The following is a 14,365-nucleotide window of genomic DNA, read 5'->3' as shown; positions in this document are numbered from 1 at the left end:
GTCAGGCGCGGTCGCGCCCCGGCCCGGCGGCCAGCCGGCTGTGCGAGCGGCCGTAGGCGAAGTACACGACGAAGCCGATCACCATCCAGATGCCGAACCGCAGCCAGGTCTCCGCCGGCAGGTTGAGCATCAGCCACACCGAGGCCGCGATGGAGAGCACCGGCACCACCGGCACCCAGGGGGTGCGGAAGGCCCGGGGCAGGTCCGGCCGGGTGCGGCGCAGGATGATGACGCCGAGGGCCACCACCACGAAGGCGAAGAGGGTGCCGATGTTCACCAGCGTCGCCAGCTCGTTGATGGAGGTGAAGCCGGCCACGATCGCGATGATCACGCCCAGCAGGATGGTCGGCCGGTACGGCGTGCGGAACTTCGGGTGCGTGACGGAGAAGAACCGCGGCAGCAGCCCGTCCCGGCTCATCGCGAAGAACACCCGGGTCTGGCCCAGCAGCAGGATCATGCAGACCGTGGTCAGGCCCACCGCCGCACCGAAGCTGATGACCCCCGCGTAGAAGGGGTGGCCGGCCGCCTTGAAGGCGTCGGCCAGCGGGGCGCTCACCGACAGCTCGGTGTAGTGCTCCATGCCGGTCACCACGATCGACACGGCGACGTAGAGCACGGTGCAGATCACCAGCGAGCCCAGGATGCCCCGGGGCATGTCCCGCTGCGGGTTGCGGGTCTCCTCGGCGGCGGTGGCCACCACGTCGAAGCCGATGAAGGCGAAGAACACCACGGACGCGGCCGTGAAGATGCCCATCACGCCGAAGTTGGTGGGGGCGTAGCCGAACATCAGCTGGACCAGCGGGGCGTCCAGGCCCCCGCCGGAGGGCTGCTCCACCGCCTTGGGGATGAAGGGCGAGTAGTTGTCCGACTTGATGAAGAACAGCCCCGCGACGATGACGATGAGCACCACCGCCACCTTGATGGCCACCACCACCGACGTGACCCGGGCCGAGAGCTTCATGCCGACCACCAGGATCGCGGTCAGCAGCAGCACCAGCACGAAGGCCAGCAGGTCGAAGGTGCCCCCGGCGACGTCGGGGCCCTCCAGCGCGGCGGGCAGGTGCCAACCGGCGTTGTCCATCAGGGAGCGGACGTACCCCGACCAGCCGACCGCGACCACCGCGGTCCCCAGGGCGAACTCGAGGACCAGGTCCCAGCCGATGATCCAGGCCGGCAGCTCGCCGAGCGAGGCGTACGAGAACGTGTACGCCGAGCCCGCCACCGGGACGGTCGAGGCGAACTCCGCGTAGCAGAGCGCCGCCAGCCCGCAGGCGACGCCCGCCGCGACGAACGCGAGGGCGGTGGCCGGGCCCGCGACCTCCTTGGCCACCTTGCCGGTCAGGACGAAGATGCCGGTGCCGATGATCACACCGACGCCGAAGACCGTCAGGTCCCAGGCCGAGAGCGATTTGCGGAGCTGGTGCTCCGGCTCCTCCGTGTCCCGGATGGACTGTTCGACCGTCTTCGTCCGCAATACTCCACCGGAACCCGGTCCCGTGCCTTGCTGCGTGCTCACCGTCGTACCTCCACGCACTCGTCGTGAGGGCCATGCTCGGGGCCGCGGCAGCCCGAGCCCGGCTCCGTACGGGTGTGTCATGAGAATGGGCCGGCCGGACCACCCATTAAGGGTGGTCCGGCCGGCCCTGGCAAGGGTGCCCGCCCCGCCGCTAGTCGGCCGCGGCCTCCACGGAGGCGCTGTCGAAGCGGCTGTCCAGCTTGGCGACCAGGCCGGTGACCTGCCGGGCGATGTCCGGGGCGGTCAGCCCGATCTCGGCCAGGATCTCCGGCCGGGAGGCGTGGTCGAGGAAGCGCGGCGGGATGCCGAAGTCGCGCAGCGGGATGTCCACGCCGGCGTCGCGCAGCGCCTGGGCGACCGCGGAGCCGACGCCGCCGACGCGGCTGTTGTCCTCGACGGTGACGACGACCCGGTGCCGCTCGGCGAGCGGGGCCATGGCCTCGTCCACCGGCTTGACCCAGCGGGGGTCGACGACGGTGGCGGAGATGCCCTGCGCGTCGAGCAGGTCCGCGATCTCCAGGCACATCGGGGCCAGCGCGCCGACCGAGACGATCAGCACGTCCGGCCGGGTGACCTCGGGGGCGGGGGTGCGCAGCAGGTCCATGCCGCCGACCCGGCCCACGGCGGGCACCGCGGGGCCGACCGCGCCCTTGGAGAAGCGCACCACGGTGGGGGCGTCGGTGACCTCGACGGCCTCCCGCAGCTGGGCGCGGACCTGGTCGGCGTCGCGCGGGGCGGCGAGCCGCAGGCCCGGTACGACCTGCAGGATCGACATGTCCCACATGCCGTTGTGGGAGGCGCCGTCGGTGCCGGTGACGCCGGCCCGGTCCAGCACGAAGGTCACGCCGCACTTGTGCAGGGCGACGTCCATCAGGACCTGGTCGAAGGCCCGGTTGAGGAAGGTGGCGTACACCGCGAAGACCGGGTGCAGGCCGCCGGTGGCCAGGCCGGCCGCGGAGACCGCGCCGTGCTGCTCCGCGATGCCGACGTCGTAGACGCGCTTGGGGAAGGCCTTGGCGAACTTGTCCAGGCCCACGGGCTGGAGCATGGCGGCCGTGATGGCCACGATGTCCTCGCGCTCCTGGCCGAGGGCGACCATCTCCTCGCCGAAGACGGAGGTCCAGTCGGCGCCCGAGGAGGCGATCGGCAGGCCGGTGTCCGGGTGGATCTTGCCGACGGCGTGGAAGCGGTCGGCCTCGTCCTGGAGGGCGGGCTGGTAGCCGCGGCCCTTCTCGGTGAGGCAGTGCACGATGACCGGGCCGCCGAACCGCTTGGCCTTGGTGAGCGCGGACTCCAGGGCCTCGATGTCGTGGCCGTCGATCGGGCCGACGTACTTCAGGCCGAGGTCCTCGAACATGCCCTGGGGGGCGATGAAGTCCTTGAGGCCCTTCTTGGCGCCGTGCAGGGTCTCGTAGAGCGGCTTGCCCACGACCGGGGTGCGTTCCAGGAGGTCCTTGCCGCGGGCCAGGAAGCGCTCGTAGCCGTCGGTGGTGCGCAGGGTGGCGAGGTGGTTGGCCAGGCCGCCGATGGTGGGCGCGTAGGAGCGCTCGTTGTCGTTGACGACGATGACCAGCGGGCGGTCCTTGGCATCGGCGATGTTGTTCAGCGCCTCCCAGGCCATGCCGCCGGTCAGGGCGCCGTCGCCGATGACCGCGACGACGTGGTCCTCGCGGCCCAGGACCTCGTTGGCCTTGGCCAGGCCGTCGGCCCAGCCCAGGACGGTCGAGGCGTGGGAGTTCTCGATGACGTCGTGCTCGGACTCGGCCTGGGAGGGGTAGCCGGAGAGGCCGCCCTTCATCTTCAGCTTCGAGAAGTCCTGGCGCCCGGTGAGCAGCTTGTGGACGTACGACTGGTGACCGGTGTCCCAGAGGACCTTGTCCTTCGGGGACTCGAAGACGCGGTGCAGGGCGATCGTCAGTTCGACCACGCCGAGGTTGGGGCCCAGGTGCCCGCCGGTCTTGGAGACCGCTTCGACGAGGAAGGACCTGATCTCCGCGGCCAGCTGGTCCAGCTGCTCCGGGCTGAGCCGGTCCAGGTCTCGCGGTCCCGTGATGCGGGTCAGCAGCACCCGTGCCTCCTTGCAGTTGCTTGCTGGTCTGACGAGTCTAATGTTCCACGCCGAAGTGCCCGGTACCGCGTCCGCGGTACCGGGCACTCGTTCGACGCAGGGTTCCGGCCACCGGGGGTCCCGGCGGCCGGCCGCTAGGCGCGGCCCGCGGTCTTCTGCGTCTTGCGCGTGACGGAGTCGATCACGACGGTGGCCAGCAGCACCGCGCCGGTGATCATGTACTGGATCGGGGTGGCGATCCCCTCCAGGGCGAGACCGTACTGGATGGAGGTGATGACCATGACGCCGAGGAGGGCGTTCCAGGTCCGGCCCCGGCCACCGAAGAGGCTGGTGCCGCCGATGACGGCCGCCGCGATCACGTTCATCAGCAGGTCGCCGGAGCCCGCGCTCTGGTTCGCCGCCGCGATCTTGGAGGCCCAGAAGAGGCCGCCGACGGCCGCGAAGGTGCCCGCGATGGCGAAGACCGTGATCCGGACCGCCGTGACGTTGATACCGGCCCGGCGGGAGGCCTCGACGCTGCCGCCGAGGGCGAAGACCTTGCGGCCGAAGGCGGTGCGGCGCAGCACGAAGTCCGTGCCGACCAGGACGACCAGGAAGAGCAGCAGCGCCAGCGGCAGGCCCTTGTACTGGTTGAAGACGGCCGCCGCGCCCAGCGCGACCACGGCGAGCAGCACGGTGCGCACCACGATCTCGCTGACCGGCCGGGCCGGCACGCCGGCCGCGGCCCGGCGGCGGGCGTCGAAGAAGGCGCTGAGGAAGTACACCGCGACCGCGAGCACGGCGAGGCCGTAGGCGGCCGCCACGTCGGTGAAGTAGTACGTGGTGAGCTTGCCGACCACGCCCTCGGAGTCGAGGTTGATGGTGCCGTTGCTGCCCAGGATCTGGAGCATGAAGCCGGACCAGAAGAGCAGGCCGGACAGGGTCACCGCGAAGGCGGGGGCGCCGATCTTGGCGAAGAAGAACCCGTGCAGGGCGCCGATGGCCGCGCCGCCCGCTATCGCGGCGAGCACGGCGAGCCACTCGTTGACACCGTGGGTGACGGCGAGCACGGCGACGATCGCGCCGGAGACGCCGCTGACGGAGCCGACGGACAGGTCGATCTCGCCGAGCAGCAGCACGAAGATGATGCCGACGGCCATCATGCCGGTGGCGACCATCGTGACGGCGATGTTGCTCAGGTTCTCGGCCGAGAGGAAGTTCTCGTTGAGGCTCTGGAAGATCGCGCAGATGACGATCAGGCCGACGATCACGGGCAGCGAGCCCAGGTCTCCGGCGCGCATCCGGCGCTTGAACTCGCCGAGGTAGCCGGCGAGGCCCTGCTCGCGGACGAGCAGTCGCGGGTCGACGGCGGGCACCGCCTCGGCGGCCACCTCGTCGGCGGCGGTCTTGGGGCCGGGTACCTCGGCATCCAGGGCGGGCTGGTGTTCGGTGCTCACTTGCGAGCCTCCCCGGTGCGCGCCGCACGGCGGGTCACGGCGTTGTCCGTGGCTCCCGTGATGGCGGAGATGATCTCTTCCTGCGAGGTGTCGGCGACCGTGAAGACGCCGTTGTTGCGCCCGAGGCGCAGCACGGCGACCTTGTCGGCCACGGCCTTCACGTCGGCCATGTTGTGGCTGATGAGGATGACCGCGTGACCGCGCTCGCGCAGCCGCTCGACGAGGTCGAGGACCTGGGCGGTCTGCTCGACGCCGAGGGCGGCGGTGGGCTCGTCGAGGATGACGAGCTTGGGCTCGCCCAGCATGGAGCGGGCGATCGCCACGGTCTGGCGCTGGCCGCCGGAGAGCGAGGCGATCGGGATCCGCACGCTGGGGATCCGGATGGACAGGGTGGTCAGGAGCTCGCGGGCGCGGCGCTCCATCTCCACCTCGTCCAGGACTCCGCGGCGGCGCAGTTCGCGGCCGAGGAAGAGGTTGCCGACGACGTCGATGTTGTCGCACAGCGCGAGGTCCTGGTAGACCGTGGCGATGCCCAGGCTCTGGGCGTCGTGGGGCCGGTTGACCTGTACCGGGCGGCCCTCCCACTCGATGACCCCGTCATCGATGGGGTGCACCCCGGCGATCGTCTTGACCAGCGTGGACTTGCCGGCGCCGTTGTCGCCGACGAGGGCGACCACCTCGCCGGAGTGGATCTCGAGGTCTACGTCGGTGAGCGCCTGGACGGCACCGAACCGCTTCGAGACGCCTCGCAACGCCAGCACGGGCGCAGCGGACACATGAACCATCTCCTTCGCCGCCTGACCGGCGGGGATGTCGTACAGAAGAGCTGGGGTGGGATGGCGGATCGTTTCTGCCCGGCGCCCCGCCGGTGGCGGGATGAATGGGGCGGGGCACCGGGCAGGATCCAGGTCCTGACCAGGCCTTCTCGGCCTGGTCAGGCGGGGGCCTCGAGGGCCGGGGCCTACTTCAGGCCGAGCTTGGCGCAGGCGTCGGCGTACTTGCCGGCGCAGATCTCCGCGACGGTGTAGACACCGTCCTTGACCACAGTGTCCTTGATGTTGTCCTTGGTCAGCGACACGACGGGCACCAGGACGGACGGGACGGCCTTGGTGGTGGGGCTGTCGACGGTGGACTTCGCCACGGAGTCGAGCTTCTCGCCCTTGGCCAGGGCCACCGCCATCTCGGCGGCCGCGGTGGCCTCCGGGGCGTACGGCTTGTAGACGCTCATGAACTGGTCGCCCGCCACGATCCGCTGCACGCCGGCGAGTTCGGCGTCCTGGCCGGTGACCGGGGGCAGCGGGTTGACGCCCGCGGACTTCAGGGCGGTGATGATGCCGCCCGCCATGCCGTCGTTGGCGGAGTAGACGCCGACGATCTTGTCCTTGCCCAGCGCGGAGATCGCCGCCTCCATGTTGGCGTTGGCGTTCTCCGGCTTCCACTCCTTGGTGTCGTACTCCTTGCCGACGGTCACCTTGCCGTCGAGCTCGGAGTGCGCACCCTTCTTGAAGAGGGCGGCGTTGGGGTCGGTGACCGAGCCGTTCATCATCACGATGTCACCGGACTTGGCCTTGTCGCCCAGGGCCTCGAGCAGGGCCTTGCCCTGGACCTTGCCGACCTCTTCGTTGTCGAAGGAGGTGTAGGCGTCGATCGGGCCCTCGGCCAGGCGGTCGTAGGCCACGACCGGGATGCCGGCGTCCTTGGCCTTCTTGATCGAGCCGGCGATGGCCTTGGAGTCCACCGCGTCGACGATCAGCACGTTCACCTTGTTGGTGATCATGGTGTCGACCTGGGAGTTCTGCGTGGTGGCGTCCTGCTTGGCGTTGGCGTACACCACCTTGCCCTTGCCGCCGGTCAGTTCCTTGACCTTGGCCTCGATCAGCGGCTGGTCGAACTTCTCGTAGCGGGCGGTCTGGTTCTCGGGCAGGAGCAGGCCGACCGTGATGGCGTCGCCCTTGACGGCGGAGCCGCTCGGCTTGGTCTTGTCGCCGGACTCCTTGGCGCTGCCACAGGCGGCGAGGGACACGGCCATCGCGCTGGCGGCTACGGCGAACGCGGCACGGCGGAAACGCGTGTTCATCTTGTGAAACCTCCCTGACGAGGCCGCGTCCTTGCGGCCGAGGTGTGACGTGAGTCAACTCGGCCGCAAGGTTGTCGTCAAGGAGTGAAGACTTAACGAGATGACAACGGTGCCATTCGTTATCTAGCTGAAGACACGGCCACCCGGCCCAGTGCAGCGCCAGATGTGGAGGAACCTTCCAGAACCGTCGAATCCCCCATCTCGGAGAGCACCAGCGCCAGCGCGCCGAGCACCTCCGCCCGGCCCCCCAGGGCCCCCGGCAGTACCGTCAACTGCCGTGCCGCACTGGGGATCGCGTACCGCGAGACGGAGTCGCGGATGGGTGCCAGGACCAGCTCACCGGCCTCCGCCAGACTGCCGCCGAGCACCACCCGGCTGGGGTTGAGCAGGTTGCACAGGTTGGCGACACCGCTGCCGATGTGGCGGCCCACGTCGGCGATCACCCGGCGGCAGCCCGGATCACCCTCCTGGCCGAGCTGGACCACCCGGTCCATGGTCAGGTCGGGGCCGTGGCTGGGCTGGAGCAGCGGGAGCACGTACCGGGCGGCGGCGAAGGTCTCCAGGCAGCCGCGGTTGCCGCAGCGGCACACCGGTCCCGACTCGTCGAGGGTGATGTGCCCGATCTCCCCGGCGGTGCCGCCCGGGCCCCGGTAGATCTGGCCGTTGATGACCAGTCCGGCGCCCACGCCGCTGGCCACCTTGATGTACGCGAGGTCCTTGACGCCCCGGCCGCTGCCCCAGACCAGCTCCCCGAGCGCGCCCAGGTTGGCGTCGTTGTCGACGTACACGGGCACGCCGAGCCTGTCGGAGAGCTCCTGGCGGGGGTTGATGCCGGTCCAGCCCGGCAGGATGGCCGTGGAGCCGAGGGTGCCGGACTCCACGTCGATCGGCCCCGGCACGCCCAGGCCCACCCCGATGACCTTGTCCCGGCCCACCCCCACCGTCTCGATCAGTCGGCCGACCAGGGCCTCGGCCCGGTCGAAGCCGTCCACCCAGGACGCGTCCACGTCCAGCGGCTCGGACTCCTCGGCGAGCACCTGGTGGGCGAGGTTGCCCACCGCGACCCGCAGGTGCGTGTGGCCGAAGTCGACGCCTATGACGATGCCGGCGTCACCGCTGAGCGAGACGCTGCGGGCCCGCCGGCCGCCCGCCGAGGTCGGGGTGACCTCGACCGTGCCGCCGTCCTTGAGCTCGCGCACGATGTTGGAGACCGTCGCAGCCGACAGTCCCGTGCTTCGGGCGATCTCGGCCTGGGTGAGCGACCCCGCCAGCCGTACGGCCCGTACGACCCGCTCGAGATTGGCCCGGTGCAGCGACGACTGCGATCCCGGAGTCTCCACGACTCATCCACTCCTGCCCATAAGCGGCGTTGTGTCCACCGCCCCCCGCGCCGGGATCCGCAGATCGAGACTCCGGCGTCTCCAACTTGTGAACCCTAAGTCGAGCCTGCGCCCCGTAATGCGTCAAGAGGCCGACGCAAAGCGAATCGGACGTATCAGCCTTAAGTATGAGAGATCTGCCGCAAGAGTTCGTGTTACGGTCGCTGAGGCGCCGGATCCTCTGCGGTCGGTACGGCCGGACCGGGCGCCCTGACATGTGACGCACGAGGCGAGGAGGTGTTCGGGATGAGTCCCGATCGAAGTTTCCGCCGCGTGCTCGCCGGCTGACCGTCTCCCGGTCACCCCGGCCCCGCCCCCGGCGGCCTGACCCTTCCTTCCCGGCGTAGCCCCCGGCTGCGTCCGTTCTTCCCGCACGCCCCGGCGCGCCCTCCCGGCGCTCCGGCCGCTGCGGTCCCATCCATGCCGATCCGCGCCCGCGGCCGCCGCGTGCCGTCCCGCGCCGATCCATGACCACTCCGTGTGACCGGGCGGCTCCGTGCTGCCCGGGCGCCCGGTGGGAGGTTCATCATGACCATGCTCACCCCCCGTACCCCGAACACCCTCGCACCCCCGGGCCAGGGGCGCCGCGAGCGCCGGGCCGCCGAGCTCGCGGCCCGCACCCGGGCCGTCGGCGAGCGGCTGGCCGCCGTCAACGACCACTCCGAGGTGCAGGTCCTCCAGCACGTCGACGCCGGTCGCACCGGGCTCACCCACGACGAGGCCGCCCGCCGCCTGGAGCGCCACGGCCCCAACGCCGTCGCCCAGCAGCGGGCCCCGCACTGGGGCGTCCAGCTGGCCAAGGCCTTCTGGAACCCCTTCATCCTGGTCCTGGTCGCCCTCGCGGCCGTCATGTTCTGGCAGGACCCGAAGGACCCGGGCGTCGTGATCCTCTCCGTGATGGTGGGGATCAGCGGACTGCTGCGGTTCTGGCAGGAGTACCGGTCGGGCCGGGCCGCCGACGCCCTGAGCCGGCTGGTGACCACCACCTGCGCGGTGCAGCGCCGGGCCGGCACCGGTGCCTCACCCACCACCTTCGAGATCCCGATGGACCAGGTGGTCCCCGGCGACGTGGTCAGGCTCGCCGCCGGCGACCTGATCCCGGCCGACCTGCGGCTGCTGTCCTCCAAGGACCTGATGGTCGCCCAGGCCGCGCTGTCCGGCGAGTCGCTGCCGGTGGCGAAGGCCGACGCACCGGCCCGGACCCTGCCCGGGGCGCCGCCGGCCCCGGGCCGCCGCCCCTGCACCGACCCGGTCGAGGCCGAGAACCTCTGCCTGATGGGCACCTCGGTGACCTCCGGCACCGCCACCGGCGTGGTGGTGGCCACCGGCGCGGACACCTACTTCGGCTCCATGGCCGGCTCGCTGGTCGGCGAGCGCCCGCAGACCAACTTCGACACCGGCGTGCGCAAGGTCAGCTTCCTGCTGATCCGCTTCATGCTGGTGATGGTCCCGGTGGTGTTCGCCCTCAACGGCTTCACCAAGGGCGACTGGGACGAGGCCTTCCTCTTCGCCGTCTCCGTCGCGGTGGGCCTGACCCCCGAGATGCTGCCGATGGTGGTCTCCACCAACCTGGCCCGCGGCGCGGTCGCCATGGCGCGCCGGAAGGTGGTCGTCAAGCGGCTGAACGCGATCCAGAACCTGGGCGCGATGGACGTGCTGTGCACCGACAAGACCGGCACCCTCACCGAGGACCGGATCGTCCTGGACCGCTACCTGGACGTGCACGGCCGCGAGGACGGCGAGGTCCTGGAGTACGGCTACCTCAACGCGCACTTCCAGACGGGGCTGCGGAACCTGATGGACCGGGCCGTCATCGACCGCGTGGACGAGGCCGAGGAGGTTGTCGTCGACGCACGGTTCTCGATGGTCGACGAGATCCCCTTCGACTTCGCCCGGCGGCGGATGTCGGTGGTCCTCAACCGCAACGCCGTGGTCGGCGACCCGGACCGGACCGAGCACGTGATGATCACCAAGGGCGCGGTGGAGGAGGTCCTGGACCTCTGCACGCACCTGAAGGACGACGGTCAGGTCGTCGAGCTCACCGGTCAACTGCGGTGGCACGCCGGGCGGATCGCCCAGGACCACAACCGCCAGGGGCTGCGCGTACTGGCCGTGGCCACCCGTACGGTCGAGCACCCGCGGGATGCGTACACCGTCGCCGACGAGCAGGGTCTGACCCTGATCGGCTTCCTCGCCTTCCTCGACCCGCCGAAGGCCGACGCGGCCGCCGCCCTCCAGGGGCTGGCCGACAAGGGCATCGCGGTCAAGGTGGTCACCGGTGACAACGAACTGGTCGCCGCCCGGGTCTGCGCCGATGTCGGCCTGACCGTGGGCCAGGTGGTCCAGGGCGCCGAGACCGACCCGCTCGACGACGCCGAGCTGCGCGAACTGGCCGCCCGTACCACCGTGTTCGCCAAGGTCAACCCGGTCCAGAAGGCGCGGATCGTGCGGGCCCTGCAGGCCGACGGGCACACCGTGGGCTTCCTGGGCGACGGCATCAACGACGCCGCCGCGCTGCGCGACGCGGACGTCGGCATCTCGGTGGACACCGCGGTGGACATCGCCAAGGAGTCGGCGGACATCATCCTGCTGGAGAAGGACCTGACGGTCCTCGAGCAGGGGGTCGTGCAGGGCCGGACCGTCTTCGGCAACACCATCAAGTACATCAAGATGACGGCCTCCTCGAACTTCGGCAACGTCTTCTCGGTGCTGGTGGCGAGCGCCTTCATCCCCTTCCAGCCGATGCTGGCGATCATGCTGCTGGTGCAGAACCTGGTCTACGACATCGCCCAGCTGGCCACGCCCTGGGACCGGATGGACGAGGAGTACCTGCGCAAGCCGCGGAACTGGGACGCCAAGGGGATCGGCCGCTTCATGGTGGTCGTCGGCCCGATCAGCTCGATCTTCGACATCGCGATGTTCCTGGTCATGTGGCACGTCTTCGCGGCGAACAGCGTGGCCGAGGCCTCGCTCTTCCAGACCGGCTGGTTCGTCGAGGGACTGCTCTCCCAGACCCTGATCGTGCACATGATCCGTACCCGGAAGATCCCCTTCATCCAGTCCCGGGCCTCCTGGCCGGTGATGGTGATGACCGTGCTCGCGGTGCTGACCGGGCTCGTCCTGCCCTTCTCGCCGCTGGCGGGCGCCCTGGGCTTCGTCCCGCTGCCGCTGTCCTACTTCCCGTGGCTGGTCGGCGTCCTGCTGGCGTACTGCGCCCTGACCCAGTTCGTGAAGACCCGCTACATCCGCCGCTTCGGCACCTGGCTGTAGCCGTCACCCGGCGTCCGCGGGGACCGTCGCGGAGCGGCGGTCCCCGACCGGGCACCTGTGGCATGTCCAGCCTGCTGGGGGCACCTCCCAGCGGTAGCTGGGGGAGCTTGAGGCGACCGTCGCACAGCGGCTGTGCGGGGGCTCCGGGGGCAGCGCCCACCGGTTTCGGGAAGGGGCGGGGAGGGGTCTGGCTCCGCGCAGCGTCCGGGCGCGGGCCCGGGAGCCGCGCCTCAAGCGCCGGCGGGGCTGGAGGTGCCGCGGGGCGGGGCCGAGGTCACCGTCGACTACCACTTCGAGGCCGTCTGCCTGGAGGCGGAGGAGGCGCACATCCGGGCCCGGCTGGTGGACGCCCTGGGCCGGCCGGGCTACCAGCTGCGGGAGATCCGCAGCGAGGACGGGCCGGCGGCGGGCCGGGTGACCGTCTCCGCCCTGCTGACCGCCGAGGGCGAGGGAGCCAAGGCGCTGGAGGACGCGGTCAGCAGCCTCTCGACGGACCCGTCGGTCTCGGCGGTGGGCTGGGCGGTGGTCCCGGACCCGGCGGCTGCCTGAGGCGGGACCGGACCGGGGCGGGGCCCTCGGGGCCGGACGTACGACGGTGCCGGACCCCGCCGCCGCGTGGGGGTCCGGCACCGTCCCGGGCCGGCCGGCCTGCACCGCCGGCCGGCCGCCCGGCCGCGCTACTTGAGCGTGGCCGAGGTCAGTCCGGCCTGGATCTGCCGCTGGAAGGACAGGTAGACCACCAGCATCGGGATCATCGCGATGGTCACGCCGGCGAAGAGCACCGGCAGGTCCGTCGCGTAGCCCTGCTGCTGCTGGAGCTGGATCAGGCCCTGGGTGAGCAGGTACCGCTCGGGATCGCTGCTGCTGGTGGGCTGCATCAGCACCGAGGGCAGGATGTACTGGTTCCACTGGCCCAGGACGTTGAAGATGCCGACGCTGATCAGTCCGGGCTTGGCCATCGGCAGCATCACCTGGAAGAAGATCCGGGTGTCCGAGGCCCCGTCGATGACCGCCGCCTCGTGCACCGCGCTGGGCAGGGTGCGGAAGAAGGAGTGCATGAAGAAGACGGTGAAGGGCATCGAGTACGCCACGTACACGAGGATCAGCCCCTGGTACGTGTTGAGCATGTCGAACCGCTTCACCATGAAGAAGAGCGGCACCAGCGCCAGGAAGACCGGGAACATCGCCCCGCTGACGAAGAAGTAGTAGATGATCCGGTTGCCCTTGAAGGGGTACCGGGCCAGCACGTACGCCGCCATCGAGCCCAACAGCATGGTCAGCGGGACGGAGAAGACCAGGACGATGAAGGTGTTGGCGAAGTAGTCGCCGATGCCCTTGTCCCAGGCCCGCCCGAAGGCGTCGAAGTGCCAGTTGCTGGGCCAGCTCAGGGCCGACCCGCCGATCTGGGCGTCCGTCTTGAAGGAGCCGAGCATCAGCCAGACCAGCGGCAGGATGATCAGTATGGCCCAGAGCACGAGGAAGCCGTGCGAGAAGACGTTGAGGACCATCCCCTCCGAGCCGCCCTTGCCGGGCCGCTGCCCCGGGCGCCCGGTGCCGGCGGACCGCTCGGCCGCGGCCTCGCCGGGGGCCTTGATCACGGTGGACTCTGCGGTCATCGTGGACTCCGCTCAGAACTCGATGCGCTCGCGGCGGGTGGCCCGCAGCGTGATGACGGACAGAATCATGGTCAGGACCAGCATGACCACGCCCATGGCGCAGGCGTAGCCGCTCTTGCCGAAGTAGAGGAAGTTGCGCATCAGCACGGTCGCCATGACCTCGCTGTGGTGGTCGGGACCGCCGCCGAACTGTCCCGAGGTCATCGTCGAGACCAGCACGAACATGTCCATGGCCGCGATGCCGAGGTAGACCGCGGAGGTCTGCACCGAGTCCCACAGCAGCGGCAGGGTGACCCGGAAGAAGGTCTGGGCCCGCCCGGCGCCGTCCAGCAGGGCCGCCTCGTAGATGTCCCGCGGTACGGACTGCATGGCCGCGGAGAAGAGCACCAGGTAGAAGCCGACCCCGTGCCAGACCACGATCAGCAGCAGGCACCAGAGCACGAACTTCGGTTCGTTCAGCCATTCGATCGGCGACTGGGCGTCGACCAGGCCGAGCTTCATCAGCACGCCGTTGAGCAGGCCGCCCTCGTCGCTGCGGTACACGGCCCCGAAGAGCACCGCGAGGATCGCCAGCGAGAGCACCTGCGGGAAGAAGTAGACGATCTTGTAGACCTTGGAGCCCGCCACGCCCTGCACCCCGCCGGCCCCGCTGCGGCCGCCCGCGTTGAGCATGAAGGCGAAGAAGAGGGCGATCAGGATGGTGACCACCGGGACGAACACCAGGAGCAGCAGGTTGTGCCAGATGGCGCCGAGGAAGACTTCGTCGTGGACCAGCGCCTTGTAGTTGTCCAGGCCGACGAAGTCGAAGGTCGGCGACTGTCCGGTCCAGTTGGTGAACGAATAACCGAATGTCTGCACATACGGCCAGATGACGAAGATCAGGTACAGCGCGAGCGGTGCGACGAGGAAGCCGGCGATGAAGCCGCCCCGCCCTCTGCTCCTGGCTACGTTGCTCATGGGGTCCGTCCCGCTGGTCGGTCGCGGTGGTCAGTCGCTGCGACCG

General features: G+C 70.2%; 10 protein-coding genes. 2 read left to right on the top strand and 8 right to left on the bottom strand.

Features of this window, described 5'->3' with window-relative positions; genetic code table 11:
• Position 1 precedes the first annotated feature (1 nt).
• From AB0O40_RS00825 to AB0O40_RS00800, 6 genes are all read right to left on the bottom strand, one after another.
• Positions 2-1,516 carry an amino acid permease gene (locus AB0O40_RS00825; RefSeq protein WP_365034199.1) on the bottom strand — a complete coding sequence of 505 codons (1,515 nt, stop codon included), beginning with the start codon at positions 1,514-1,516 and terminating at the stop codon, positions 2-4.
• Positions 1,517-1,667: 151 nt separating this feature from the next.
• Positions 1,668-3,584 (bottom strand): 1-deoxy-D-xylulose-5-phosphate synthase, encoded by a 1,917-nt coding sequence (gene dxs / locus AB0O40_RS00820; protein WP_365034198.1) that lies wholly within the window; start codon positions 3,582-3,584, stop codon positions 1,668-1,670.
• A gap of 134 nt (positions 3,585-3,718) precedes the next feature.
• Positions 3,719-4,954, bottom strand: coding sequence for a sugar ABC transporter permease (locus AB0O40_RS00815; protein WP_365034318.1), 1,236 nt, complete (start codon positions 4,952-4,954; stop codon positions 3,719-3,721).
• A 62-nt stretch (positions 4,955-5,016) separates the two neighbouring features.
• Positions 5,017-5,805 (bottom strand): ATP-binding cassette domain-containing protein, encoded by a 789-nt coding sequence (locus AB0O40_RS00810; protein WP_365034196.1) that lies wholly within the window; start codon positions 5,803-5,805, stop codon positions 5,017-5,019.
• Between the two features lie 176 nt (positions 5,806-5,981).
• Positions 5,982-7,097, bottom strand: a complete 1,116-nt coding sequence (locus AB0O40_RS00805; protein WP_365034194.1) for a substrate-binding domain-containing protein — start codon at positions 7,095-7,097, stop codon at positions 5,982-5,984.
• A gap of 119 nt (positions 7,098-7,216) precedes the next feature.
• A complete protein-coding gene (locus tag AB0O40_RS00800) occupies positions 7,217-8,437 on the bottom strand; it encodes an ROK family transcriptional regulator (protein WP_365034192.1) in 1,221 nt (406 codons plus the stop codon).
• 567 nt (positions 8,438-9,004) lie between these two features.
• On the opposite strand from AB0O40_RS00800, the gene mgtA reads away from it, so the two are divergent.
• Positions 9,005-11,746 (top strand): magnesium-translocating P-type ATPase, encoded by a 2,742-nt coding sequence (gene mgtA / locus AB0O40_RS00795; protein WP_365034191.1) that lies wholly within the window; start codon positions 9,005-9,007, stop codon positions 11,744-11,746.
• A gap of 252 nt (positions 11,747-11,998) precedes the next feature.
• Positions 11,999-12,295, top strand: a complete 297-nt coding sequence (locus AB0O40_RS00790; RefSeq protein ID WP_365034189.1) for a hypothetical protein — start codon at positions 11,999-12,001, stop codon at positions 12,293-12,295.
• Between the two features lie 128 nt (positions 12,296-12,423).
• Here AB0O40_RS00790 and AB0O40_RS00785 read toward each other — a convergent pair whose 3' ends face one another.
• The gene (locus tag AB0O40_RS00785; RefSeq protein ID WP_365034187.1) at positions 12,424-13,362 is read right to left on the bottom strand and encodes a carbohydrate ABC transporter permease; all 939 of its coding nucleotides are present in this window, start codon (positions 13,360-13,362) and stop codon (positions 12,424-12,426) included.
• Between the two features lie 12 nt (positions 13,363-13,374).
• On the bottom strand, positions 13,375-14,319 hold the full coding sequence (locus tag AB0O40_RS00780) for a sugar ABC transporter permease (protein WP_365034185.1): 945 nt from the start codon (positions 14,317-14,319) through the stop codon (positions 13,375-13,377).
• Positions 14,320-14,365 lie beyond the last annotated feature (46 nt).

This window comes from Streptomyces sp. NPDC089919, assembly GCF_040684615.1.
Classification (GTDB): Bacteria; Actinomycetota; Actinomycetes; order Streptomycetales; family Streptomycetaceae; genus Streptomyces.
This window is presented reverse-complemented; position numbering and strand designations above follow the sequence as displayed.

What these genes read in the sequence shown, in the direction of transcription:
- mgtA (WP_365034191.1), top strand. Translation starts at nt 9,005, where the DNA reads ATGACCATGCTCACCCCCCGTACCCCGAACACCCTCGCACCCCCGGGC.
- AB0O40_RS00780 (WP_365034185.1), bottom strand. Translation starts at nt 14,319, where the DNA reads ATGAGCAACGTAGCCAGGAGCAGAGGGCGGGGCGGCTTCATCGCCGGC.
- AB0O40_RS00805 (WP_365034194.1), bottom strand. Translation starts at nt 7,097, where the DNA reads ATGAACACGCGTTTCCGCCGTGCCGCGTTCGCCGTAGCCGCCAGCGCG.
- AB0O40_RS00785 (WP_365034187.1), bottom strand. Translation starts at nt 13,362, where the DNA reads ATGACCGCAGAGTCCACCGTGATCAAGGCCCCCGGCGAGGCCGCGGCC.
- AB0O40_RS00810 (WP_365034196.1), bottom strand. Translation starts at nt 5,805, where the DNA reads ATGGTTCATGTGTCCGCTGCGCCCGTGCTGGCGTTGCGAGGCGTCTCG.